This window comes from Motilibacter aurantiacus, from assembly GCF_011250645.1.
Lineage (GTDB): Bacteria > Actinomycetota > Actinomycetes > Motilibacterales > Motilibacteraceae > Motilibacter_A > Motilibacter_A aurantiacus.
Map to the genome: position 1 here is coordinate 287,965 of NZ_JAANNO010000003.1, position 23,769 is coordinate 311,733.

Annotated in this window: 20 protein-coding genes; 9 read left to right on the forward strand and 11 right to left on the reverse strand. The window is 73.6% G+C overall.

Going from position 1 to position 23,769, the window contains the following annotated elements:
- Positions 1 to 3: 3 nt before the first annotated feature.
- Positions 4 to 699 (reverse strand): DUF5995 family protein, encoded by a 696-nt coding sequence (locus tag G9H72_RS07650; RefSeq protein ID WP_166169498.1) that lies wholly within the window; start codon positions 697 to 699, stop codon positions 4 to 6.
- 200 nt (positions 700 to 899) lie between these two features.
- Here G9H72_RS07650 and G9H72_RS07655 point away from each other — a divergent pair, with 200 nt between their 5' ends.
- Genes G9H72_RS07655 through G9H72_RS07675 form a run of 5 tightly spaced genes read left to right on the forward strand, consistent with a single transcriptional unit; the run spans position 900 to position 6,559 of the window.
- Entirely contained in the window at positions 900 to 1,721 is an 822-nt protein-coding gene (locus G9H72_RS07655) for an ABC transporter permease (RefSeq protein ID WP_166169500.1), read from the forward strand.
- A complete protein-coding gene (locus G9H72_RS07660; protein ID WP_166169502.1) occupies positions 1,718 to 2,983 on the forward strand; it encodes an ABC transporter ATP-binding protein in 1,266 nt (421 codons plus the stop codon). Before G9H72_RS07655 ends, G9H72_RS07660 begins: the two co-directional genes overlap by 4 nt.
- A complete protein-coding gene (locus tag G9H72_RS07665; RefSeq protein WP_166169504.1) occupies positions 2,980 to 4,752 on the forward strand; it encodes an FkbM family methyltransferase in 1,773 nt (590 codons plus the stop codon). The genes G9H72_RS07660 and G9H72_RS07665 overlap by 4 nt, the downstream gene beginning before the upstream one ends.
- Complete coding sequence (locus G9H72_RS07670; protein WP_166169506.1) at positions 4,749 to 5,603, forward strand: alpha-1,2-fucosyltransferase; 855 nt, start codon at positions 4,749 to 4,751, stop codon at positions 5,601 to 5,603. The genes G9H72_RS07665 and G9H72_RS07670 overlap by 4 nt, the downstream gene beginning before the upstream one ends.
- Positions 5,600 to 6,559: a glycosyltransferase family 2 protein gene (locus G9H72_RS07675; protein ID WP_166169508.1), complete on the forward strand. Its 960-nt coding sequence runs from the start codon at positions 5,600 to 5,602 to the stop codon at positions 6,557 to 6,559. The genes G9H72_RS07670 and G9H72_RS07675 overlap by 4 nt, the downstream gene beginning before the upstream one ends.
- On the opposite strand, the gene G9H72_RS07680 is transcribed toward G9H72_RS07675, so the two are convergent.
- From G9H72_RS07680 to G9H72_RS07705, 6 genes are all read right to left on the reverse strand, one after another.
- The gene (locus G9H72_RS07680; protein ID WP_166169510.1) at positions 6,560 to 8,140 is read right to left on the reverse strand and encodes a glycosyltransferase; all 1,581 of its coding nucleotides are present in this window, start codon (positions 8,138 to 8,140) and stop codon (positions 6,560 to 6,562) included.
- The gene (locus tag G9H72_RS07685; protein ID WP_166169512.1) at positions 8,137 to 8,874 is read right to left on the reverse strand and encodes a polysaccharide deacetylase family protein; all 738 of its coding nucleotides are present in this window, start codon (positions 8,872 to 8,874) and stop codon (positions 8,137 to 8,139) included. The genes G9H72_RS07680 and G9H72_RS07685 overlap by 4 nt, the downstream gene beginning before the upstream one ends.
- Positions 8,871 to 10,529 (reverse strand): glycosyltransferase, encoded by a 1,659-nt coding sequence (locus tag G9H72_RS07690; RefSeq protein WP_166169514.1) that lies wholly within the window; start codon positions 10,527 to 10,529, stop codon positions 8,871 to 8,873. Before G9H72_RS07690 ends, G9H72_RS07685 begins: the two co-directional genes overlap by 4 nt.
- Positions 10,526 to 11,623 (reverse strand): glycosyltransferase family 2 protein, encoded by a 1,098-nt coding sequence (locus G9H72_RS07695; protein ID WP_166169516.1) that lies wholly within the window; start codon positions 11,621 to 11,623, stop codon positions 10,526 to 10,528. Before G9H72_RS07695 ends, G9H72_RS07690 begins: the two co-directional genes overlap by 4 nt.
- Positions 11,624 to 11,839: 216 nt before the next feature.
- The gene (locus G9H72_RS07700) at positions 11,840 to 12,307 is read right to left on the reverse strand and encodes a ribose-5-phosphate isomerase (protein WP_166169518.1); all 468 of its coding nucleotides are present in this window, start codon (positions 12,305 to 12,307) and stop codon (positions 11,840 to 11,842) included.
- A 19-nt stretch (positions 12,308 to 12,326) separates the two neighbouring features.
- Entirely contained in the window at positions 12,327 to 12,962 is a 636-nt protein-coding gene (locus tag G9H72_RS07705) for a mycothiol-dependent nitroreductase Rv2466c family protein (protein WP_331272084.1), read from the reverse strand.
- 82 nt (positions 12,963 to 13,044) lie between these two features.
- Here G9H72_RS07705 and pepN point away from each other — a divergent pair, with 82 nt between their 5' ends.
- Positions 13,045 to 15,594 (forward strand): aminopeptidase N, encoded by a 2,550-nt coding sequence (gene pepN, locus G9H72_RS07710; protein ID WP_166169522.1) that lies wholly within the window; start codon positions 13,045 to 13,047, stop codon positions 15,592 to 15,594.
- A 228-nt stretch (positions 15,595 to 15,822) separates the two neighbouring features.
- Here the strand turns inward: pepN and G9H72_RS07715 are convergent, their stop codons facing one another.
- The 4 genes from G9H72_RS07715 to G9H72_RS07730 form a co-directional block, all read right to left on the reverse strand.
- On the reverse strand, positions 15,823 to 16,671 hold the full coding sequence (locus G9H72_RS07715; protein ID WP_166169524.1) for a DUF4394 domain-containing protein: 849 nt from the start codon (positions 16,669 to 16,671) through the stop codon (positions 15,823 to 15,825).
- A 251-nt stretch (positions 16,672 to 16,922) separates the two neighbouring features.
- Positions 16,923 to 17,195: a hypothetical protein gene (locus G9H72_RS07720; protein WP_166169526.1), complete on the reverse strand. Its 273-nt coding sequence runs from the start codon at positions 17,193 to 17,195 to the stop codon at positions 16,923 to 16,925.
- Between the two features lie 28 nt (positions 17,196 to 17,223).
- The gene (gene malQ / locus G9H72_RS07725) at positions 17,224 to 19,368 is read right to left on the reverse strand and encodes a 4-alpha-glucanotransferase (protein ID WP_166169528.1); all 2,145 of its coding nucleotides are present in this window, start codon (positions 19,366 to 19,368) and stop codon (positions 17,224 to 17,226) included.
- Positions 19,369 to 19,442: 74 nt separating this feature from the next.
- Complete coding sequence (locus tag G9H72_RS07730; RefSeq protein ID WP_166169530.1) at positions 19,443 to 19,949, reverse strand: HNH endonuclease; 507 nt, start codon at positions 19,947 to 19,949, stop codon at positions 19,443 to 19,445.
- A 217-nt stretch (positions 19,950 to 20,166) separates the two neighbouring features.
- Here G9H72_RS07730 and G9H72_RS07735 point away from each other — a divergent pair, with 217 nt between their 5' ends.
- From G9H72_RS07735 to G9H72_RS07745, 3 genes are all read left to right on the forward strand, one after another.
- Positions 20,167 to 22,263, forward strand: coding sequence for a prolyl oligopeptidase family serine peptidase (locus tag G9H72_RS07735; RefSeq protein ID WP_166169532.1), 2,097 nt, complete (start codon positions 20,167 to 20,169; stop codon positions 22,261 to 22,263).
- Between the two features lie 83 nt (positions 22,264 to 22,346).
- A complete protein-coding gene (locus G9H72_RS21400; RefSeq protein ID WP_331272085.1) occupies positions 22,347 to 23,399 on the forward strand; it encodes a mechanosensitive ion channel family protein in 1,053 nt (350 codons plus the stop codon).
- A gap of 29 nt (positions 23,400 to 23,428) precedes the next feature.
- Entirely contained in the window at positions 23,429 to 23,743 is a 315-nt protein-coding gene (locus G9H72_RS07745) for a DUF2470 domain-containing protein (protein WP_331272086.1), read from the forward strand.
- Positions 23,744 to 23,769 lie beyond the last annotated feature (26 nt).

Genomic DNA, 23,769 nt, shown 5'->3' on the forward strand with positions numbered 1-23,769 from the left:
CGATCAGAGCTGGACCGGGACGAGCAGCAGCGAGCTGGCCATGCCGACCGTGCGGCGCAGCGCCCCGACCGCGTCGTCCTGGATGGGCGGGACGTGGCGCAGCGCCCACAGGATGTGCGACTGCGCCCAGGCCGCGTCGCGCGCCTTCTCGATGCTCCAGTTGCACACCAGCGTGACCAGCGGGGAGACCCGGCGGTCGACCTCCGCCGCGAGGCCGTCGAGGAACGAGCGCCGGATGTCGGCCTCGACCCGCGCCAACAGCTGGTTGATGCGGTCGTAGTCCTCCTCGACCACGTCCTCGCGCGGGGAGCGGCCCAGCTGGCGGCAGGTCTGGACCACCGCGAGCGGGAGGTCGGCGTTGATGTGCGCGTTCATCCCGGCGAGGGCGAACTGGATGGGCTCGACCCCGTTGCGGTCCCGGGCGTCGAACAGGGGCGCCCACGCCTTGGGGAAGGACTTCCCCCGGGGTGCGTCGACCGCCTCGATGAACAGCCCGGCGAAGACGACGTCGAGGCGTTCCATGAACTCGGGGTCACGGAAGAAGCCCTTCCGCAGCTCGTCCCGGACGAGCTCGGTCACCTGGAGGTACATCCGGGTGAAGCAGTCGACGCCGTCCCCGTCGGGCAGCGTCGAGGCGATGGTGTGCAGCCGCGCCACGACCTCGTCGATGCTCGTGCCGCTGCCCTGGGTTGCCGTCATGGGCACAGTCTGTCGAGTCCGGCGGGCCGAGGCCAGCACTTCGCCGGCCCTGCGCGACGTGGGGCAAACCCGCCGCGACCTGCCCGCGCCGCCGCTAGGGTCTCGATCGTGGGCGAGCAGCCGGGCGCGGTTCGGGGGGCACTGTGCCGCGCCCCGATGGCCCCGCGAACACGCGATCGGCTCGGACGGGGCGGGCGCCGATGACGCAGGAGACCGTCATCTCGCCGAAGCAGCGCATCCGGATCGACTGGGCCGAGCTGCACAGGTACCGCGAGCTCTTCTACTACTTCGCCTGGCGTGACCTGAAGGTCCGCTACAAGCAGTCGGTGATGGGCGTCGGCTGGGCGGTCTTCCAGCCGCTGGCGACCATGCTCGTGTTCACGCTCTTCTTCCACGAGGTGGCCGGGATCGGGTCCGGCGACGTGCCGTACACCGTCTTCTCGTTCAGCGGCCTGCTCTACTGGAACCTCTTCAGCACGGGGCTCCTGCGGGCGAGCAACTCCCTGGTCGACAACCAGGGGGTCATCACGAAGATCTACTTCCCCCGGGTGATCCCCGTGGTGTCCTCCACGATCGTCGCCCTCGTGGACTTCCTGGTGGCCTTCGTGCTGCTGGTGGCGCTGATGGCCTACTACGGGATCGCCCCGGGCGTCGCGGGGCTGCTCTTCCTCATCCCCTCGATCCTGCTGACGATGGCGGCCGCCACCGGGTTCGGCCTGCTCTTCGCGACGCTCAACGCGAAGTACCGCGACGTCAGGCAGGCCCTTCCGTTCTTCGTGCAGACGGCGCTCTTCGTCACGCCGGTCATCTACCCCATCGCGCTCGTCCCGGACAGCTACCAGTGGGCGCTCTACCTCAACCCCATGACCGGGGTGCTCGACGGGTTCCGGGCGTGGGTTCTCGGCGAGGGCGAGGTGAACGCGGCGCTCATCTGGCTCGGCGTGCTCACCACCGCAGTGGCCTGCGTGGCCGGCCTCGCGTACTTCCGGTCCAGGGAACGCGAGTTCGCGGACTACCTATGACAGCCGCCATCGAGATCCGGGGCCTGTCCAAGGTCTACCGCCTCAACCACGAGCTGGCCGCGCGGTCGGGGCCGGGCACCATGGCCGAGTCCCTGCTGCGGCTGGCCCGCCGGCCGGTCGACGTGCTGCGCGGCGACCGGGTCGAGCACGAGCAGTTCTGGGCGCTGCGCGAGGTCGACCTCGACGTGCAGCCCGGCGAGGTCGTCGGCATCATCGGCCGCAACGGCTCCGGCAAGTCCACGATGCTCAAGATCCTCTCCAGGATCGTCGAGCCGACGGCCGGACGGGCGGTGCTGCGCGGCAACGTCGCGAGCCTGCTGGAGGTGGGGACGGGCTTCCACCCGGAGCTGACCGGCCGCGAGAACATCTTCTTCAACGGCGCGATCCTCGGGATGTCCCAGCGCGAGGTCCGGGCGAAGTTCGATGCGATCGTCGACTTCGCGGAGGTCGAGCAGTTCCTCGACACCCCGGTGAAGTTCTACTCCTCCGGGATGTACGTCCGGCTCGCGTTCGGTGTCGCCGCGCACCTCGAGCCGGACATCCTCATCGTCGACGAGGTGCTCGCCGTGGGCGACGCGCAGTTCCAGAAGAAGAGCCTCGGGCGGATGAGCCAGGCCGCGCGCGAGGGCCGGACGGTCGTCTTCGTCAGCCACAGCATGGCCACCGTGCGCAGCCTCTGCGACAGGGGAGTCCTCCTGCACCGCGGCCGGGTGCGCTTCGACGGCCCGGTCGACGACGCCGTCATGGAGTACGCGTCCCTCAACGCGGAGATGAGCTCCGAGCTGCCGATGGCCGACCGCCCGCGGCCCGACGACCTGTCGCTCGACGCCCGCTTCGTCGGGGTCGACCTCGTGTCCGGGAGCGCGCAGTCCGTCGACTCCGGCAAGCCCATGCGGGTGCGGTTCGAGGTCAGGGCCGATCGCGACTTCGACCGTCCCGTCGTCCTGCACTTCGCGGTGTTCGACCTCAGCCAGATGGTGCTGCGCTTTCACTCGGAGTTCCGCGAGGAGGGGTTCCTGCTCCGCCGCGGGGTGAACGAGATCGAGTGCGAGGTGGAGCCGACCGCGCTGACCGAGGGCGACTACAAGATCGACTGCAGCATCCTCTACCCGGGCAAGGAGAGCCGGCACATCGACGTGGTCGAGAGCGCGCTGTTCTTCACCGTGTCCGACATCGGGCGCGGCCCGCTGCACCTGAGCCAGCGAGAGGCCGTCTACTTCACCGACTCCACGTGGTCCTCGCCGGGGAAGGTCGCGCTGTGACGGAGCAGTCGCTCGCGGCCTTCCTGCGGATCGCCGAGCGGGCCCTCGGCGGCCGCGACCGCATCCGCACCGTCCTCGAGCTCGGGGCCCGCGACTGCGAGGAGACGCTGGCCTTCTCCCGCGCCCTGCCGCAGGCCCGGGTCCATGCCTTCGAGTGCAACCCCGCCACGCTGCCCGAGTGCCGGCGCAAGGTCGCAGGGAACCCGCGGATCAACCTCGTCGAGCAGGCGGTGTCCGATCGCGAGGGCGTGATCTCCTTCTTCCCCATCGACCCCGACCGGACCCGGACCACCTGGGAGGACGGCAACCCCGGGGCGTCCTCGCTGTTCCGGGCCAGCGGGAAGTACCCGGTCGAGACGTACGTCCAGCGCGAGATCGAGGTGCCGACGACGAGCCTGCGGGCCTTCCTCGCCGCGCAGGGGATCGACCGCGTGGACCTGATGTGGATGGACATCCAGGGGGCCGAGCTGCTCGCCCTGCGCGGGCTCGGCCCACGCATCCGCGACGTGGCTCTCATCCACCTCGAAGTGGAGTTCCTCGACATCTACGAGGGGCAGCCGCTCTTCGGGGAGGTCAAGAGCTTCCTCAACGCGAACGGCTTCCTGCTGCACGCCTTCACCACCATGGGCGAGTTCGCCGCCGACGCCGTCTTCGTCAACAAGGGCCTGCTGCCCGCCCGCGACCGGCCCGGCGCCCTGTTGCACGACCGGTCCCTGCTCTACCGGGCCCGCTCGCTGCCCGGGCACGTCGAGCGGGCCCGGGCGAGCCGGCCCGTCCGGCTCGCCCGCCGGGCCGCTCCCCCCGCGGCCCGACGGCACTACACCCGTTACCGCGACTTCGCCCGGCTGGACGTGGCGCGGACCGGCAGTGCGGCCCTCACGGCGCGCCGGGCACTGGAGCTCGGCTGGCTGGAGCTGGGCAAGCCGCTGCTCGGGGCCGACGTCAACCAGCGCCGACAGGTCCCCGCGGGCCGGCCGCTGAGCGTCCTGGTGCCCGCCGCGGGGCGGGACGTCGACGTCCTCGACGCGGTCCTCGCCAGCCTGCGCGCCAACCTCGCACACCCGGTCAAGGGCATCCATCTGGTCACCGACGACACCTCCGGGCTCCGGGCGCTCGCCGGCCGGCACGGCTGCATGCTCGTCGACGAGGAGGCCGTGGCGCCGCTGCCCCGCAGCGGGATCGACTACACCGTGGACGGCGTCGACCGCTCCGGGTGGCTCCTGCAGCAACTGGTGAAGCTGCGTGCGGACGAGATCACCGGCGACGACCGGGTGCTGGTGTGGGACGCCGACACCGTGGCGGCCCGACGGCAGGCCTTCACCGCCGGGCACCGGACGGTGTTCGACGCCTCCGACGAGTACCACCGTGCCTACGACGTGGCACTGCAACGGCTGCTCGGCCACGGCCGGGCCTCGCGGCTCTCGTTCGTTGCCCACCACATGCTCTTCGAGGCCGACGTCCTGCGCCGGCTCCGCGCGGACCTCGAGGCCAGGAGCGGGCTGCCGTGGTACGAGGCGGTCCTCGCCGCCGTCGTGCGCGACGACGCCTCCGGCTTCTCCGAGTACGAGCTCTACGGCAACTACTTCCTCCGGTCGCGGCCGCGGGAGGCGCTCCGCACGTACTGGTTCAACGCGGCGGCGCCGCGGGCCGAGGCCGACCGCGTCCAGGAGGCGCTGGCACGGCTCGGCCCACGGGCCAAGACGCTCAGCTTCCACCACTACCACTCCGCCCCGGTCCCGGAGACGGCGACGGAGACGGCGCCGGAATGATCGCGACCCGGCTGGTCGGCGGGCTCGGCAACCAGATGTTCCAGTACGCCGCCGGCTTCCGCCTGGCCCGGCACCACGGGGTGCCCCTCCGGGTCGACACCAGCTGGTTCTCCAGCCAGGAGGCCCAGGGGTCTGACACGCCGCGGACGTACGCCCTCGGCTGCTTCGCCCTCACGGCCCGTCCCGACCGGCTGGCCGCGCTGCGGCACTCGCGGTGGGGGCGCCGGGCCGGGCTCGGCCGCCGGGTGCTGCGCGAGACGTCGTTCGCCTTCGACCCGAGCGTGCTCGACGCCCCCGACGAGGTTCTGCTCGACGGCTACTGGCAGAGCGAGCGCTACTTCGCGGACGTGGCCGGCCCGCTGCGCCGCGAGCTCACCTTCGCCTCGCCCCCCACGGGCCGCAACGCACAACTGCTGGCGGAGATCCGGTCGCGGCCTGCGGTCTCGGTCCACGTGCGCCGGGGCGACTACGTCAGCAGCCCGGCGACGAACGACTACCACGGCACCTGCTCCCCGGCCTACTACGCGGCCGCGCTGGAGCACGTCACCGCCGCGGTGGGGGACGCGCACTACTACGTCTTCTCCGACGACCCCCCGTGGTGCAAGGAGAACCTCGACCTCGGCGTGCCCACGACGTACCTCGACCACAACCCGCCGGAGCGCGGCTTCGAGGACCTGCGGCTCATGGCGGCCTGCCGGCACCACGTCCTGGCCAACAGCTCGTTCAGCTGGTGGGGCGCGTGGCTCGAGGACGAGCCCTCGCACGTCGTCGTGGCGCCGGGGACGTGGTTCCGGGACGCCTCGATCGACACCGGCGACCTGCTTCCCCGCCGGTGGGTACGGCTCCGGTGACCGGGCGTCCGCCGGTCGTCTCCGTGCTGCTGCCGGCCTACAACGCCGAGCGCTTCGTGGGCGCGGCGGTCCAGAGCGTCCTCGGGCAGTCCTTCACCGACTTCGAGCTCATCGTCATCGACGACGGCTCGACGGACGGCACGCTCGCCGCGTTGAGGGCCTTCGACGACCCGCGGGTCCGACTGCTGTCCCGGGAGAACCGCGGCCTCGTCCCGACGCTGGTCGAGGCGGCGGGGCTCGCGCGCGGGACCTACCTCGCCCGCATGGACGCCGACGACGTGTCGCTGCCGGGACGCCTGCGCCGGCAGGTGGACTTCCTCGACGCCCATCCGGGCGTCGCCCTAGTGGGGACCGACTACACGGTCCTCGACACCGCGACCGGGCGGTCCTACGCGCCCGGCTTCCTCGCCCACCCCGACGACCTCAAGGTCGCGCAGGTCGTGGGCAACCAGTTCGCCCACGGATCGGTCATGGTGCGTGCGGACGTCTACCGGGCGGTGGGCGGCTACGACCCCGAGCGGCTTCCCGCGGAGGACATGGACCTCTGGAACCGGGTCTCGCGGGTCGCCGGCATCGCCAACCTGCCCGAGCGCCTGTTCGTCTACCGCGACAACCCGGCCGGCATCACGAGCACGTCCACGGCGGTGCAGCGCACCACCGCGCTGGAGCTCCGGGACGAGGCCTTCGCGCACCTGCTCGCGCACCGGCGCGACTACCGGCTGGCCGGCTACCACCCCCGTTCGACGGGGCGCAGCCTGCGCGACTACCACGAGCGTCGGGCGATGGTCCTGCGCGACCTCGCCCATCTCCACGTGCACGCCGGGCTCCGCCTGCGTGCCGTGCCGCTGCTGCTCGGCGCGGTGGCCCTGGCCCCCTGGGTGTCGAAGACCTACCGCTGCTTCGCGGGGCTGGCGAGCCGGCGGCTGCTGCGCCGCTGGGCGTACGAGCACCTCTAGCTAGGCCGGCTTGAACGCGCGCACCGCGACGGTGACGGGGTACTGCGGGTCGACCGTCGCCAGCTCGTGCGGGCGCAGCTCCTGCGCCGCGAGCCCTTCGACGAAGGCGACCGCGGAGAGCACGTTGCCCCAGTGGCGCACCTCCACGAGGTCGGGGGCGAACGCCTCCTCGAACAGGAGCCGCGCGGACCGTGGCGTGAGCGACCAGTACCACGTCTCGGCCCACCGGTCCTCGCTGACCGGGCTGATGCCCGGCACGGTCGCGAGCACGGTGCCGCCGGGGCGGAGGATGCGGTGCAGCGTGCGGACGGCCGCCGCCATGTCGTAGACCAGGTGCAGGGTCTGGGTCAGGACGATGCAGTCGAACGTGTCCGAGGGCAGCTCCGGGGCATCGGCGAGGTCGGCCGCGAACGTCGTCCCGGGCATGGAGGCGTCGACGTTGAGCACGTCCGCGCGGCTCACCCGTGAGCCCCCGAACCGCCGGGTGTACGACGGGTCCCCGACCTCGAGCACACGGCCGCGGACGTTCTCGGCGTTCTCGGCGAGGAAGCCCTCGATGTAGTGCCGGTCCACGGGGAGCCCGCGCCCGTAGCCGAAGGAACGGCTGATCGGCTCGGTGGACGCGAGCGAGCCCAGGCGTACGAGCCCGGGACGGCGGGGCCGGGCCAGGCGCCGCAGCTGCAGGGGGACCGACGGTGGGAGGCGGCGTACGGCGGCGCGCCCCGCCCCGCGCACCCGGGAGACGACGGTCGGCCCGGCGGCGGCAGGAGCGAGGGCGGCGTCGAGCGCCTCGCGCAGCTGCGCGTCGTCCCGGTGCGGGCTCGCGGCGACGTAGCCGGAAAGCCATCGCAGGAACTGCTCGCGCCCTGTCGCCTCGATCTGCGCGGCCCGGGGGTTGGCCGCCGTCGTGTGCGAGCCGGCGTGCTGGCGGTAGCGAGAGGACACCTGGCCGCTGACGACCGCCGTGACGTGCAGCTCGAGCTTGGAGAGCAGGACCTGGTCCTCGTAGGCGCCGCGGAAGCTCTCCTCCGACCCGCCGACCTCCCGCAGCGCGTCCGCCCGCACGAGCAGGTTGCAGATCGGGGTGCTCACGGCCCCCCAGCGCAGGACGCTGCGCAGCAGCAGCGGCGGCGGCAGCACGCTGCCCGGGGCGAACGGCAACGGTGACAGGAAGTCCTCGTCGCCGGTTCCGTCCCACCAGTGGAGCGTGCGCCCGCAGACCATGCCCGCCTCGGGGTGCGCCTGCAGGAGCGCCACGTCGCCGGCCAGATGACCGGGCTCCCACACGTCGTCGGCGTCGAGGAAGGCGACCAGCTCACCTCGCGCCTCCCGGACCCCCAGGTTGCGGGCCGCGCTCATGCCGCGGTTCACGTGCCCCGGGTGCTCCACGACGCGTACGCGGCCGGGGTACTCCTCGGCGAAGGCCCGGGCGGCCGCCGAGCTCCCGTCGGTGCTGCCGTCGTCGACGAGCACCAGCTCGACGGCCGGGTAGGTCTGGTCGAGCACGCTGTGCACGGCCTCGTCGAAGAACTTGCCCGGGTCGAGGAAGATCATCACGACCGAGACGAGCGGGACGTTCACGCGGGCAGCCTTCCGAGGGTCAGCCCCGCGGAGCGGAGCGAGCGGACGATCGCGGGCAGCGCGGCGATGGTCGCGGACCGGTCGAGGGCCTCCGGCGCCTCGGGCTGCTCCACCCAGTCGTGCATCAGGACCACGTCGCCGGACCGGGCCGACGACCCGACCGCGGCGACGTGGGCCGCCGTCGTGCCGGGCACCCAGTCGCGCGGGTCGACGGTCCAGAGCCAGGGCGGCATGCGCCGGGTGCGCAGGAGCAGCGAGCTGGCGGGCGTGAGCTGCCCGTGCGGGGGCCGGAAGAGCGTCACCGGCGCCCCGAGGGCCTGCTCGACCTCCGCGTGCCCGCCGAGGTACTCGTCGGCGAGGACGCGCGCTCCCAGCTCGTTGGGGGTCGGATGGGTACGGCTGTGCGAGCCGACCGCGTGGCCCTCGGCGGCGATCCGCCGCAGCAGGCCCGGATGCGCCCGAGCGTTGGCGCCGGTGCAGAAGAACGTCGCCCGCACCCCGAGCTCGCCGAGGACGTCGAGCACGAGGTCGGTCGACCCCGGGTGCGGCCCGTCGTCGAAGGTGAGGGCGACGCAGCCGGGCGAGGCCCGCCAGCGCGCGCTCGCGACCACGTGCTCGGCCGCCGTGAGCCCGACGTACGCGCGGTGTTTCGCGCTGCGCGCGGCCCGGGCGGCCAGCGCGGCTGCCCGCGCGGCCCGGCCCACGGCCGGGGCGGCCCAGGACGGCGCGCTCACGCCGCCGGCCCCTCGGCCCCGAGCACGGCGGCGGGCGCGGCTGCGGCGGCGGGCCCCTTGAACGCCCGCACCGCCACGATGACGGGGTACTGCGGGTCGACGGGCTCGAGCTGCTCGGCCCGGAGCTCCGACGCGGCCATGCCCTCGATCTGCGCCACGGCCGCCAGCACGTTGCCCCAGGCGCGCACCTCGACCAGCGCGTCCCCGAACACCTCGCCCACGAGCCGCTCGGCGGCTGCCGGCGTCAGCGACCAGCACCAGTCCTGCGCCCATCGGTCCGCCGCCAGCGGGGTGATCCCGGGCACCGTGAGCAGCAGCGTGCCGCCCGGGGCGAGCACCCGGTGCAGGGTGCGGACGGCCGCCCGCATGTCGTAGACGAGGTGCAGTGTCTGCGTCAGCACGATGCAGTCGAAGGCGTCCGAGGGCAGCTCGGGGGCGTCGGTCAGGTCGGCGACGAACGTCGCCTCCGGGTTGCCCGCCTCGACGTGCAGGACGTCGGCACGGCGCACCCGGTCCCCGCCGAACCGGCGGGTGTAGGAGGGGTCGCCGACCTCGAGGACGCGGCCTCGGATGTCGAGCGCGGACTCGGCGAGGAAGCGCTCGATGTAGACCCGGTCGACCGGCTGGCCGGCCTCGCCGGAGCGGCCCCGGTCGTAGCCGAACCAGCGGCTCAGCGGCTCGGTGGAGCGCAGCGAGCCCAGCCGGACCAGGCCGGGCCGGCGGGGGCGGACGACCCGGCGGGCCTGCTGCCGCACCGGGGAGGGAACCCGCTGCCGGACGGCCGTTCGGACCCGGGTTGCCCGTGCCGGTGGCCCCACCGCCGCGGCCGCGGCCGCGACGGCGTCGGCCAGGTCCCCCGGCCCGACCTCGTCCGCGACCCGGCGCTGCAGCCACTGCAGGAATCGCGCCCGCGCCGTCCCGGGGCGCAGCTCGTACTCCCCCGCCGACGCCGCGGCAGCGGTGGCGGACGCCGGGTGGCGCCGGTAGCGCGCCGTGAGCGCACCGCTGATCACGGCCCGGTGGCGCAGCTGGAGCTTGGCCAGCAGGACCTGGTCCTCGAACATCCCGCGGAACTCCGGCTCCGAGCCGCCGACGGCCCGGAAGGCGTCGGTGCGGACGAGCAGGCTGCAGATCGGCGTGCGCACCTCCGGCCGGCGCATGAGCGCGGCGAGCAGCTGGGGCGGGTCGACCACTGTCCCGGGCGCGAAAGGAAGCGGCGTCGGCACGTCGCGCCGGCGCTGCTCACCGGGAGCGGGCGGGCGCCAGGAGTGCCACACCACGGCCCGCCCGCAGACCATCTGCGCTCCCGGGGCCGCCTGCAGCAGGGCCACCTCCCCGGTCAGGTGCCCGGGCTCCCACACGTCGTCGGCGTCCAGGAAGGCGAGCAGCTCACCCCGCGCGTCGGCGGCGCCGGCGTTGCGCGAGGCGCTCATGCCGAGGTTCGCCCCACCCGGGTGCTCGATCACCCGCACCCGCTGCGGGTGGCGCGCGGCCAGGTCGCGCGCGTGCCGTCCCGAGCCGTCGGTGCTCCCGTCGTCGACGAGCACCAGCTCGACGTGCTCGTACGTCTGGGCGAGGACGCTCTGCGCCGCGTCCTCGAGGAACTGGCCGGCGTTGCGGAAGATCATGACGACCGTGACGAGCGGGTCGGTCACGGCGCCTCGACCCCGACCGTGGCCGGCTGCCGCCGGGGCGAGGCCTGGCGCTGCAGCGGCAGCAGCCACGGCGCGGCCTCGGCGGCGTACTCCGGGTCGGTGTGCGTCTGCTCGCGGCGGTCCCAGCGGCGCCGGCGGAAGCCGGGGGCGACCATGCCGATGACCGTGCTGGGCAGCATGTGCCGCAGCGGCACGATGCCGGCGAGCACCAGCTGGGTGTGGAGCAGGGCCGCGTCCCGCCGGCGGCCGGCCCGGACCTGCTGGCGCAGCATCCACTGCAGCAGGTGCTGCTCGTCGATCTCGACCTGCGCGCCCTCGGCACGGCCGAGCGCGCGCAGCTTCGGACGGAGCACCTCCAGCTCGGCGAGGAGCCGGAGCCGGTCGTGGGACATGCCCTCGGAGTGGTCGACGTAGGTCACCAGCGGCGCGTCGACCACCGCGATCGGGGCGGCCAGCGCCAGCCGGACCCACATGTGCCAGTCGGCGAAGATGGAGAGCTCCTCGTCGAAGCCTCCGAGGTCGAGGACGAGCCGGCGGTCCGCGAGCACGCCGCTCCCGCCGCCGGTCACGTGGTTGCGGCGCAGCAGCGTCCGCCCCAGGTCGGGGGCCGCCGACGGGCAGAACTGCGTGTAGAGGATGCGGAAGCTCCCGTCGACGATGACCGCGCCCCCGTTGCACCACCGGGCACCGGGCGTGCGCTGGACCGCGTCGAGCTGCAGCTTGAGCTTGGTCGGCGACCACACGTCGTCGTCGTCCATCCAGGCGACCCAGCGCCCGCGGGCGAGCTGGGTGCCCGCGTTGCGGGCGCGGGACACCCCCGAGCCGCGCGGGCGCCGCAGCACCCGCAGCCGTGGGTCCTCGACCGCCGCGAGCACCCGGGCGGTGTCGTCGGTCGAGCCGTCGTCGACGACCACGACCTCGAGCGACTGCGGGACGTCGAGCACCTGGCCGAGCGCTGCGCCGAGCGCCCGCGGAAGGATGGAGGCACGGTTGCGGGTGGGGATGACCACGCTGACCAGCGGCTCCGGCCCCGCGGTGCCGTCCCGCGGCGTGGCCGGCAGGGTCACGGTCCGTGCGTCGTGCCCGTCGCTCATGCGTCCCGTCCGCTCGTCGACGACGTGCCGCCCGGTCTCTCAGGCGGCTCTCAGGCAGTGCGTTCGAGCAGGCTAGGACGCGGACCGGGCCCGGTGTGGGCGAACGTTCGGAACGGAGTGCCAGTTTTCGAGCGAGCAGGCAGGAAGTGCGCGCGACGGTCGCGAACCGTGTCGAGACAGCAGCAGATCGTGAGAACGGTGCCTAATGCACCTTTCTTACGCTGGCAGCGGCGGGAGGCCCTCGCCCTGCTCGTAGGCGCTGATCATCGCGATGCGGCGGGCGTGCCGACCGCCCTCGAACCCGGTCGCGAGGAAGACCTCCACGAGCCGGATCGCCTCCTGCTCGGTGGTCTTGCGGCCGGCCAGGGAGATGACGTTCGCGTCGTTGTGCCGCCGGGCGAGCGAGGCCGTGTCCTCGTCCCAGGCCAGGGCGGCGCGCACGCCCTGCACCTTGTTGGCGGCGATCTGCTCGCCGTTGCCGCTGCCGCCCAGCACGACGCCCAGGCTCCCGGGCTCCTCCACCACGGCCTCGGCCGCCCGCATGACGAACGGCGGGTAGTCGTCCTGCGGGTCGTAGGTGAGGGGGCCGTGGTCCACGACGTCGTGGCCCTGCTCGCGCAGCCAAGCGGCGATGGCCGCCTTGCGCTCGTAGCCGGCGTGGTCGCTGCCGAGATGCACGCGCATGGCCGTAGTCAACCAGCCCTCAGCCGAACTGTGGCTCCCGGGTGCGCGTGCGCTTGAGCTCGAAGAAGCCGTCGGTCCCCGCGACGAGCAGGACGCCGTCCCAGAGCCGGCCCGCGGCCTCGCCCTTCGGCGCCGGGGAGACGACGGGGCCGAAGAACGCGACGCCGTCGACGCTGATCACGGGCGTGCCGACCTCCATGCCCACCTGGTCCATGCCGGCGTGGTGGCTGGCCTTCAGCGCCTCGTCGTACTCGGTGGACTCGGCGGCGGCCGCGAGCCCGGCCGGCAGGCCGGCCTCCTCCAGCGCCTCCGCGACGACTGCTGCCAGCGCGTCGGCCTCGTTGCCGCGCCCCTCGTCGTGGATACGGCGGCCGAGCGCCTCGTACAACGGCAGGACGACCTCCTGGCCCGCCGTCTGCCGGGCCGCGATCACCACGCGCACCGGGCCCCAGGCGCGCTTCATCAGGTCGACGTACTCCTCGGGGAGCTCACGGCCGTCGTTGAGGTACGCCAGCGACATCACGTTCCACTGGACCCGGACGTCCCGGACCTGCTCCACCTCGCGCATCCACCGCGACGTCATCCACGCCCACGGGCAGAGCGGGTCGAACCAGAAGCCGGCGGTCGCGGTCGAGGGCTGGGCGGACGGAGCCACGGCAGAGATCCTTTCGACGTTTGCGGCGACAACGGAGCAGCGGGCGGAACTATGCCCCGGGCCGCGTGCGAGGATTCCGCCCATGCCTGGGATGAACCTGACTCGCGACGAAGCGGCCGCCAGGGCAAGTCTGCTCGACGTCGCGTCCTACGACATCGAGCTCGACCTCACCGGGTCCGACCGTGTCTTCCGTTCCAGGACCCTCGCGCGGTTCAGCTGCTCCGAGCCGGGCGCGGCCACGTTCATCGACCTGGTGGCCCCCGCCGTCACGTCCGTGACGCTCAACGGGGCCGAGCTCGACCCTGCGGCCGTCTTCGACGGCACCCGCATCACGCTGGAGAGGCTGGCCGCGGACAACGAGCTCGTGGTCGTGGCCGACTGCGCCTACATGAACACCGGCGAGGGGCTGCACCGCTTCGTCGACCCGGTCGACGGCGAGGTCTACCTCTACTCCCAGTTCGAGGTCGCGGACTCGCGGCGCGTGTTCGCGGTCTTCGAGCAGCCGGACCTCAAGGCGGCCTACACGTTCACCGTCACGGCGCCCGCCCACTGGGAGGTCGTGTCGGTCTCCCCCACGCCCGCCCCGGAGGTCTCGGGCGACACCGGGGTCTGGCGGTTCGCGCCGACCCCGCGGCTCTCCTCGTACGTCACCGCGATCGTCGCCGGGGCGTACGCCGCCGTCCGCGGAGAGGTCGTCTCGCGCAAGGGCTCCCTGCCGGCCGCCGTCTTCTGCCGGCGCTCCCTGGCCGAGCACCTCGACGCCGACGTCATCCTGGAGCTGACCCAGCAGGGCTTCACCTTCTTCGAGGAGCTGTTCGACCGGGCGTACCCCTTCGACAAGTACGACCAGCTCTTCGTCCCCGAGTTCAACGCCGGGGCGATGGAGAACGCGGGCTGCGTCACGATCCTCGAGGACTACGTCTTCCGCTCCCGCGTGCCCGAGGCGGCGGTCGAGCGGCGCGCGGTCACCGTCCTGCACGAGCTGGCGCACATGTGGTTCGGCGACCTCGTGACCATGCGCTGGTGGGACGACCTGTGGCTCAACGAGTCCTTCGCCGAGTACGTGAGCCACCTGGCCGCGGCGGAGGCGACGAAGTACACCCAGGCGTGGACGACGTTCGCGAACACCGAGAAGACCTGGGCGTACCGCCAGGACCAGCTGCCCTCGACCCACCCCATCGTGGCCGACATCAACGACCTCGAGGACGTCGAGGTCAACTTCGACGGCATCACGTACGGCAAGGGCGCCGCGGTGCTCAAGCAGCTGGTGTCGTGGGTCGGGCACGAGGAGTTCTTCGCCGGCATCCGCACCTACTTCGCCAAGCACGCCTACGCCAACACCACCCTCGCGGACCTGCTCGTCGAGCTGGAGGCCAGCAGCGGCCGCGACCTCGCCGCCTGGTCCGGGCTCTGGCTGGAGACGGCGGGTATCAACACGCTGCGGCCCGTCCTGGAGGCCGCCGGCGACGGCACGATCAGCTCCTTCGCGGTGCGCCAGGAGGCGCCCGAGGGGTGGCCGACGCTGCGCACCCACCGGCTCGGCATCGGGCTCTACGACCTCGACGGTGGCGCCCTGACCCGCCGCCGCTACGTCGAGGTCGACGTCGACGGCGAGCGGACCGAGGTGCCCGAGCTCGTCGGCGAGGACCGCCCCGACCTGCTCCTGCTCAACGACGACGACCTCGCCTACACCAAGATCCGGCTGGACGAGCGGTCTCTCGCCACGCTCGTCGAGCACCTGGCCGCCTTCACCGACTCGCTGCCCCGGGCGCTCTGCTGGGCGGCGGCCTGGGACATGTGCCGGGACGCCGAGATGCGCCCGCGGGCCTACCTCGACCTCGGCCTGGCCGGCGTACGCACCGAGACCGACAGCTCGATGGTCCGGTCGGTCCTTCGCCAGCTGGAGACGGTTGCCCGGCTGTACGTCGACCCGGGCCACCGCGCGCAGGCCGGCCGGGCGCTCGCCGAGGGCACCGAGCGGCTGCTGCGTGGCGCGGCGCCCGCGAGCGACGCGCAGCTGCAGTTCGCGCGCGCCTTCGCCTCGGCCGCCCGGGACGACGGCCAGCTGGCCCTGGTGCGGGCGCTCTACGAGGGCACCGAGCAGGTCGAGGGCCTGATCATCGACACCGACCTGCGCTGGGAGCTGCTGCACCGCCTGGTGTCGGCGGGGGTGCTGGGCGACGCGGCCATCGACGCGGAGCTGCAGCGCGACAACACCGCCACGGGCCAGCGGCACGCGGCCGCGGCGCGCGCCGCCCGGCCGACGACGCAGGCCAAGGCCGAGGCCTGGGCCGCTGTGGTGGACCGGGACGACCTGCCCAACGCCCTGCAGTCGGCGACCATCGGCGGCTTCGCGACCCCGGGCCAGGAGGACCTGCTGCGCCCGTTCGTCGAGCCGTACTTCGACGCCATCGAGCACGTCTGGGCCACCCGGACCAACGAGACCGCGCAGAACATCGTGCTCGGCCTCTACCCGACCCTGCTGGCCGACGAGGAGCTGCTCGCGCGCACCGATGCCTGGCTGGAGCAGGCGTCCGCGGCGCCGCCGGCCCTGCGCCGGCTCGTGCTGGAGTCGCGCGACGGCGTCGCCCGTGCGCTGCGGGCACAGGCCCGCGACCGTCAGGAGGGCTGAGCGGGCGCGGCCCGGTCGAGGCCGTCCCCGGCACGGGGCCGCTGCCGGGCTGCTGTCGCCTCCGGGAACGCCGGCCCCGGCATCCTCGTCCTCGAGCTGAGCGACGAGGCGCCTGCGTGCCGGCGCCCTTCGCCCCATCCTCCTCGCCCAGCGAGGAAGGGCCCGTGGCGAGGCGCCCGGCTGTGCTGCCGGCGGGCCGGGCGATGGGCTCGCCCGGCCCGCCGCGGGTCAGCGCGGTGCCGCCGCGATGTCCAGGACCGCGGCGGTGCCGCCGATGCGCTCGGTGCTCGCCGGGTTGATCGCGCCGGTGGCCAGGTCGACCACGGAGAGCGACGTGGAGCCGCGGTAGCGCAGGGCGACCAGGGCGACGTTGGTCGTCCCGCTCGTGAAGATGTCGAAGCCGGACTGCGCCCAGAACGGCGCCCCGAGAGCACCTCCGACGGCGTTGAGGACGCCGTCGTTCGGCGGGGCCTGGGTGTGCAGCGTGTCCGTGGCGCTGTCGAGGTCGTACAGCGTGGTGCCGGTGGCCGGGTCGGTGTCGCTGTTGGTGTAGGCCGCCGCGATCACCCGCGGGGCGCCCGCCCCCGTTGCGTAGCGCAGCGGGGTGTCGACGGTGGTGGCCCCCGTCGACACGTCGACGCGGAGGTTCTGGCCGCTGTCGCTGACGATGCGCAGCCGGTCGGCGGCGGGGTTGAAGTCGATGTCGACGTTCTCCCCCGTCGGGCGCACGGGCGCGCCTGCCGAGGTCCGCAGCGCGACGCTGGACAGCGTGCGCCCCGTGTCGGGGTCCAGGCGGACGACGCGCGCCGCCTCCGCGGAGCCGGCGACGAGGGCGTAGAGGCCACGGTCCGCCGGCCGGTAGTCGATCCCGAGCACGGTCTCACCGCTGAGGCCGGCGATCTTGACGCTGTCGAGCAGGGTCCCGGGCTCGTCCGCGAGGAAGGTCACCAGACGGTTGTTGTTCGTGAGCCCGGTGACCTCGATGCCCTCGTGCGCGGCGGAGGCGGGGTGGACGGCCAGTGCGAGGCTCGCCACGACGGTCCCGACGGCGACGGTGGCACGCGTCCTGTTCGGCATAGCGCTGCTCCTACGGGTAGGGCCGTCCGGGTGACGGCCACGCGGAGGATTCGCAGCGGCGTAGGGCGACGGTTGGGTCGGACGAAGCAGCGAACAGCGAAGAGTGCTTCAGACGATGGCTTGGGGTAACGATGCGGCCCCGAGCCAGGCTCACGGGCCGGGCAGCGACGGGCCGTGGGCGGCGGGCACCGGTGCCGGGGCTGCACCGGCCACGCCCTCGGCGTGGGCCGGTGCAGCCGGAGGTCAGCTGCTCAGCGGTGCTTGGCCCGCGAGCGGGACGGCTTGCGCGTGGTGCCGGGGGCGAAGGTCAGCACCCAGACGACCAGGTAGATCGCCAACGGGATGCCGATGAAGACGCCGATCACCTCGAGCGTCTCCATGCGCGGGCCCGGGTCGTCGCCGTCGCTGCGCTCGAGCGCGTGCGCCGGCCCGGCCGGGACGAGGAGGAGAGTCAGCAGCAGCGACGCGAGCGCTGCCGCCGCGGGGGTCCGGCGCCACCACGAGCGAGGGTTCGAGCTGGTCACGGACCGTACGGTACCGGCCCGGGCCGGGTCAGCCACGAGGCGCCACCCCCTCGGCGACGACCCGGGCCAGCGACTCCGCCCGCGGGTTGCCAGGGATGTCGTCGAGCAGGACCGGCCGCCCGTCCCCGTCGCACATCGGCAGCTTCCAGTTCGGGTACTCGCGGTAGGTCCCCGGCTGGTTGATCGCGCGGCGGTCGCCCACCGCGTCGGGCAGCGCGACTCCCACCAGCCGCGCGGGGGTGCTGACGACGAACTTGTGCAGCGCCTCGACGACGGACTGCTCATCGTCGCGCGCGGACTCGGCGAGCAGCCCGCGCCGGACCAAGTCGTCGAGCCAGCTGCGCTGCTCGGCCTCGTCGGACCGGCGCTCCTCCTCGACGCTACGGGTGAGCAGCCCGAGCTCGGAGCGGATGCGGATGTGCTCGCCGGCGAGGTAGCCCGCGGTCGGCGGCAGGTCGTGGGTGGTGACCGAGGCCAGGGACAGCTCGCGCCACTGCTCCGGGCGCAGCGGCACCCCCGCGTCCCAGTCGCGCTCGAACCACAGGATCGAGGTGCCGAGGACGCCGCGCTCCTTGAGGAAGTCGCGCACCCCGGGCTCGACGGTCCCGAGGTCCTCGCCGACGACGACGGCGCCGGAGCGCTGCGCCTCGAGGGCGAGGATGCCGACGAGCGCCTCCGGGTCGTAGCGGACGTACGCCCCCTCCGTCGGGGCCTGCCCCTGCGGGACCCACCAGAGGCGGAAGAGGCCGAGGATGTGGTCCACGCGGATGCCGCCCGCGTGCCGCAGCACCGTCCGGAGCATCGCTCGGTAGGGGGCGTACCCGGTCTCGGCGAGCCGGTCCGGGCGCCACGGCGGCTGCGACCAGTCCTGGCCCTGCTGGTTGTACGCGTCCGGCGGCGCGCCGACGGTGACGCCGAGCGCGAGCACGGACTGCAGCGCCCAGGCGTCGGCGCTCGACGGGTGCACGCCGACCGCGAGGTCGTGCATGATCCCGAGCGGCATCCCCGAGGAGCAGGCCTCCCCCTGCGCGGCCGCGAGCTGCTCGTCGAGCAGCCACTGCAGCCAGCAGTAGTAGTCGACCCGGCGGGCGAGCTTGTCCCGCACCTCGGCCACGCCCGGCGACGCGGGGTCGCGCAGCTCCTCCGGCCAGTCCTGCCACGGGGCGCGCTGCTCCTCGGAGATCGCGCACCAGGTGGCGAAGTCGACCAGCCCCTCGCCCTCCTGGGCGAGGAAGGCCTGGTACGCCGCCTCCCGCTCAGCACTCCGCTCGACGCCGTGCAGCGCGCTGAGCGCCTCGCTCTTGGCCGCCCACGTGGCGTCCCGGTCGATCGGGTCGGGCGAGGTGTTGGCCTGCTGCTGCTCCGACGCGAGCCGCCGGACGAGCTCCTGCACCGGCTGTGGCGCGGCGGCGAGCTCGGGGACGTCCTCGACGCGCAGGTAGACGGGGTTGAAGAAGCGCCGGGTCGCCGGGAGGTACGGCGAGGGCTCCATCGGCGCGAAGGGCTCGGCGGCGTGCAGCGGGTTCACGAGCACGAACCCGGCGCCGAGCCCGCCGCTCCACGACGCGAGCGCGCGCAGGTCGCCGAGGTCCCCGAGCCCCCACGAGGCCCGCGACCGGGTGGCGTACAGCTGGGACGTGAAGCCCCACGCGCGGCTCCGGCCGAGCGAGGGCGGCTCCCCGACGTACGCGGGGACGACGATGAGTGGGGCGGTGCCGGCGGCGGCGCCCGACGCCTGCAGCTCGTGGTAGCCCAGCGGCAGGTCCTCCGGCACCTCGAACGTGGCCTCGCCGACGAGCCCCCCGTCGACCTCGTGCGGGTCGACCCACACGTCGAGCTGGCGCAGCTCGCGCGTGCCGCCGTCCTCGAGCCGCACCGAGAGCGCCACGGGCTCGCCGTGGGCGACGTGGACCGGCACGCGGGCGGCGCGCCCGGAGCGGACGACGACGCAGGGCGGCAGCACCCGCCGCCAGGGGCGCAGCCGCAGCTCCTGCAGGGCGGCCTTCGCCGCCTCGGGCGTCGAGGCGTCGATCCCCAGCGCGCCGAGCACGGCGCGCAGGGTCTCGACGGACGCGGGCTGCGGGTTGCCCTGCCAGTCGTGGAACTCGACCGAGACCGAGCAGGCCTCGGCGAGCTCGCGCAGGACGGGGTCGAGCTGTGGGGTGGCGGTCACCGATGTCCTTCGGGCACGGAGGGGGGCGTCAGGGACCTCACTCCCCCTTCGCGGCGCGGGCAATCCCGCCCGGCTCAGCCGGCCTGTGCCGGGAGGAGCAGGTAGGGCTCCCACGCCGGGTCCCGCCGGGCCCAGCCGACGAGGAGCGCGACCGTGGCCGGCGGCTCGGCCGGCTTGGCGGGCAGCGCCCAGCCCAGCTCCGCCAACAGATGGCTGCCCTTCTTGTGATTGCACCGACAGCAGGCCGCCACGACGTTGGACCAGGCGTGCTGGCCGCCGCGCGAGCGGGGGACCACGTGGTCGACGGTGTCCGCCCGCCGCGCGCAGTACGCACAGCGGTGCGCGTCGCGCTCGAGGACGGCGCGACGGGTGAGCGGCACGCCCTTGCGGTACGGCACGCGGACGTAGTGGCTCAGCCGGACCACCGACGGGATGTCGACGGCCTGCCGCTCCGAGTGCAGCATCCCGTCCGAGCGCTCGACGACGACGGCCTTCTCCGCGAGCACCAGGACGACCGCCCGCCGCATCGGCACGACGCAGAGCGGCTCGTAGGTCGCGTTCAACACCAGGGCATGGGCCACGGAAGCCTCCACCGTCGCACGACGCGTGGCTCGCGTCGGCCTGAGGCCAGTGTGGACGCCAGCACGCCGGACGGCCAACACATTCGGGGACGGACACCACACGTTCACGGAACGATCACCGAGCGTGCCGTGCAGGGGGCAGAGCGTCGCAGCCGACGCGTCACGGCGGGGGCCAGGGCCGTGCGCCGGCCGGCACGCCGCTGCGTAGGGTTCGACCATGGACCGCCCCGGCTACCCCTCGGCCCGCCGTCTCGACCTCGTGGAGCAGCTTCCCGCGGGGCATCCCACCCATGCGGTCGCCGACCCGTACCGGTGGCTGGAGGACGCCGCCGCCCCCGAGGTGGAGAGCTGGTCGACCGCCCAGGACGAGCTCTGCCGCGGGCACCTCGACGGCCTGCCGGGCCGCGACGGCATCCGCGAGCGGCTGCTCACCCTGCTCGGCTCGGGCTCGATCGGCACGCCGACGCTGCGCCGGGAGCGCCGGTTCTTCATGCGGCGCGGGCCCGAGCAGGAGCACGCCGTGCTGCTCGTCACCGAGCCCGACGGCACCGAGCGTGTCCTGCTCGACCCGATGCAGGTCGACCCCTCGGGCACCACGACGCTGGACTCCTGGCAGCCGAGCAAGGACGGCGCGCTGCTCGCATACCAGCTGTCCGAGGGCGGCACCGAGGAGTCGGTGCTGCGGGTGATCGACGTCGCGACCGGCGAGCTGGTCGACGGCCCGATCGACCGGGCGCGCTACTCCCCCGTGGCCTGGCTGCCGGGCAACGAGGCCTACTACTACGTCCGCCGCGTCGACCCCGAGCTGCTGCCGGAGGACGAGCGCCAGTACCACCGCCGGGTCTGGCTGCACCGGGTCGGGACGGACCCCGCGGAGGACGTCGAGATCTTCGGCGCCGGCCGCGAGATCACCAACTACTACGGCGTGCAGGTCTCGATGGACGGGCGTTGGCTCGTCGTCAGCGCGGCGGCGGGCACGGCCCCGCGCAACGACCTCTGGATCGCCGACATCTCGACGTCCGCGCCGGAGGCCCCGCAGCTGCGGGTCGTCCAGGAGGGCGTCGACGCCCAGGCCTGGGTCCAGGTGGGACGGGACGGGCGGGCGTACATCTCCACCGACCGTGACGCTCCGCGCGGCCGGCTCTGCGTCGCCGACCCCGAGGACCTGGCGTACGGGTCCTGGCGCGACCTCGTGCCCGAGGACCCGGAGGCGGTGCTCGACGCGCATGCGGTGCTCGACGGGCCCGAGCTCGGCGACCGCCCGGTGCTGCTCTGCTCCTGGACCCGCCACGCAGTCTCGGAGGTCACCGTCCACGACCTGCGCACGGGCGAGCGCACCGGCGAGATGCAGCTGCCCGGGCTCGGCTCCGTCGGCGGCTTCTCGGTGCGCCACGAGGGCGGGCACGAAGCGTGGTTCGGGTATACGGACCACGTCACCCCGCACTCGATCTTCCACTACGACGCCCGCACCGGCGAGGTCTCGCTGTCCGCCTCGCCGCCCGGCTCGGTCACCGTGCCCGAGGTGTCCGTGCAGCACGTGGCGTACGAGTCCAAGGACGGCACCACCGTCCGGATGTTCGTCATCGCGCGGACGGCCACGCCGGACCGGCCGCGCCCGTGCGTGCTGAGCGGCTACGGCGGCTTCGGCATCGCGCTCACCCCCGGGTACTCCGCGAGCTACCTGCAGTGGGTCGAGGCCGGCGGGGTCTACGCGGTGGCCTGCCTGCGCGGCGGCTCCGAGGAGGGCGAGGAGTGGCACCGGGCGGGCATGCTCGGGGCCAAGCAGAACGTCTTCGACGACTTCCACGGCGCGGCGGAGAGGCTCATCGCCGACGGCTGGACCACGCCGCAGCAGCTCGGCATCAGCGGAGGGTCGAACGGCGGGCTGCTCGTCGGGGCGGCCCTGACGCAGCGCCCCGAGCTCTTCAACGCCGTCGTCTGCTCGGCCCCGCTGCTGGACATGGTGCGCTACGAGAAGTTCGGCCTCGGCGCGACCTGGAACGAGGAGTACGGCCGCGCCGACGACCCCGAGGAGCTGGGGTGGCTGCTGGCGTACTCGCCCTACCATCACGTGCGCGAGGGGGTGGACTACCCCGCGACCCTCTTCACCATCTTCGACGGCGACACCCGGGTCGACACGTTCCACGCGCGCAAGATGGCGGCCGCCCTGCAGCACTCGACCACCGGCGACCGGCCGATCCTCGTGCGGCGGGAGAAGGGCGTCGGCCACGGCGCACGCGCGCTGTCCAAGTCGGTCGAGCTGGGCGTCGACACCACGGCCTTCCTCGCCCACTGGACCGGGCTGGCGCTCTGAGGACACCCGCCCCGCGGTAGTCGGCACGGCCCGCTCCTGCGGGTACGGTCGGGAGGACCCCGATCGGACTCCCGAGGAGGACTGTGCTTCCGCTCGTCGCGCCCACCCCCACCCCGTCGCCGTCGCCGTCGCCGTCGCCGACCGCTGACCTGTCGGAGACGCTGCAGCGCTGCGAGGAAGGCTCGGTGTGCGACAGGGTCCGGGACTGGACCGGCGAGCGGTGGCTCGGGCTCTTCGCCGACTGGCTGCTCGCCAAGCCGCTCGCCATCGCGGTGATCGTCGCCGTCGCGTTCCTCATCCGGATCGTCCTGCACCGGCTCATCACGAAGCTGGCCGACCAGGCGGCCGAGGGGACCGTGCCCGGCGTCATCGCGCGGGCGCGCAAGGCCTCACCGTTCTTCGAGGGCAACCCGCTGCTGTCCGAGCGGCGCAAGCAGCGCGCCCAGACCATGGGCTCGGTGCTGCGCAGCGTGACCACGGGCCTGGTGGCCGGTGTCGCCTTCCTCATGGTCCTGTCCGAGATCGGGCTGAACATCGCGCCGCTGCTGGCGAGCGCCGGCATCGTCGGCGTCGCCCTGGGCTTCGGCGCCCAGACGCTGGTCAAGGACTTCCTGTCCGGCATCTTTCTCATCCTCGAGGACCAGTACGGCGTCGGTGACGTGGTCGACCTCGGCGAGGCCAACGGCGTGGTCGAGGCGGTGGGCCTGCGGGTCACCCGCGTGCGGGACGTGAACGGCGCCGTCTGGTACGTCCGCAACGGCGAGATCCTGCGCGTCGGCAACATGAGCCAGGGGTGGGCACGCGCCGTGCTCGACGTGCCCGTCGCGTACGACAGCAACATCGAGCGGGTGAAGGTGCTGCTCGGCGAGGTGGCCCTCGAGCTGCGCAACGACCCGGCCTTCTCCGAGCTCGTGATGGAGGACCCCGAGGTCTGGGGCGTCGAGCAGCTCACGGCCGACGCGCTCGTCGTGCGTGTGGTCATCAAGACCCAGCCGCTCAAGCAGTGGGACGTCGCCCGCGAGCTGCGCCAGCGCATCAAGGCCAGGTTCGACGCCGAGGGCGTCATGCCGCCGGCGACACGGCAGATGTGGGTCGGTGCGGCGTCGGCCGGCCAGCCCCCGCGAGCGGTCAGCTGAGCCGCATCGGGTCGGCTACCGTACGACACGTGAGCCAGGCTTCGCCGAATCCGTTCTCCGACGACGTCATCGCTGCCGTGACCCGTCACATGAACGAGGACCACGCCGAGGACTCGCTGCTCATCGTGCGCCACCTGGGCGGGCAGCCCGACGCCAGCGCCGCGACGATGGCGGGGCTCGACGCCGACCAGGCGGTCTTCACCGCGCGCGTCGGCGGCCAGGAGGTCGGGGTGGCGATCCCGTGGAGCCGGCAGCTCACCGAGCGCCGGCAGGTCCGCGAGGAGGTCGTGCGGATGTACGAGGAGGCCTGCGCCGCGGCCGGCGTCGAGCCCCGCGCCCACTGAGCGCGCCGCCGCCGGCAGCGGCGGCG

Coding starts and splice junctions, on each gene's coding strand:
- pepN (WP_166169522.1), top strand. CDS start 13,045: ATGCCTGGGATGAACCTGACTCGCGACGAAGCGGCCGCCAGGGCAAGT.
- G9H72_RS07660 (WP_166169502.1), top strand. CDS start 1,718: ATGACAGCCGCCATCGAGATCCGGGGCCTGTCCAAGGTCTACCGCCTC.
- G9H72_RS07655 (WP_166169500.1), top strand. CDS start 900: ATGACGCAGGAGACCGTCATCTCGCCGAAGCAGCGCATCCGGATCGAC.
- G9H72_RS07735 (WP_166169532.1), top strand. CDS start 20,167: ATGGACCGCCCCGGCTACCCCTCGGCCCGCCGTCTCGACCTCGTGGAG.
- G9H72_RS07670 (WP_166169506.1), top strand. CDS start 4,749: ATGATCGCGACCCGGCTGGTCGGCGGGCTCGGCAACCAGATGTTCCAG.
- G9H72_RS07650 (WP_166169498.1), bottom strand. CDS start 699: ATGACGGCAACCCAGGGCAGCGGCACGAGCATCGACGAGGTCGTGGCG.
- G9H72_RS07715 (WP_166169524.1), bottom strand. CDS start 16,671: ATGCCGAACAGGACGCGTGCCACCGTCGCCGTCGGGACCGTCGTGGCG.
- G9H72_RS07695 (WP_166169516.1), bottom strand. CDS start 11,623: ATGAGCGACGGGCACGACGCACGGACCGTGACCCTGCCGGCCACGCCG.
- G9H72_RS07700 (WP_166169518.1), bottom strand. CDS start 12,307: ATGCGCGTGCATCTCGGCAGCGACCACGCCGGCTACGAGCGCAAGGCG.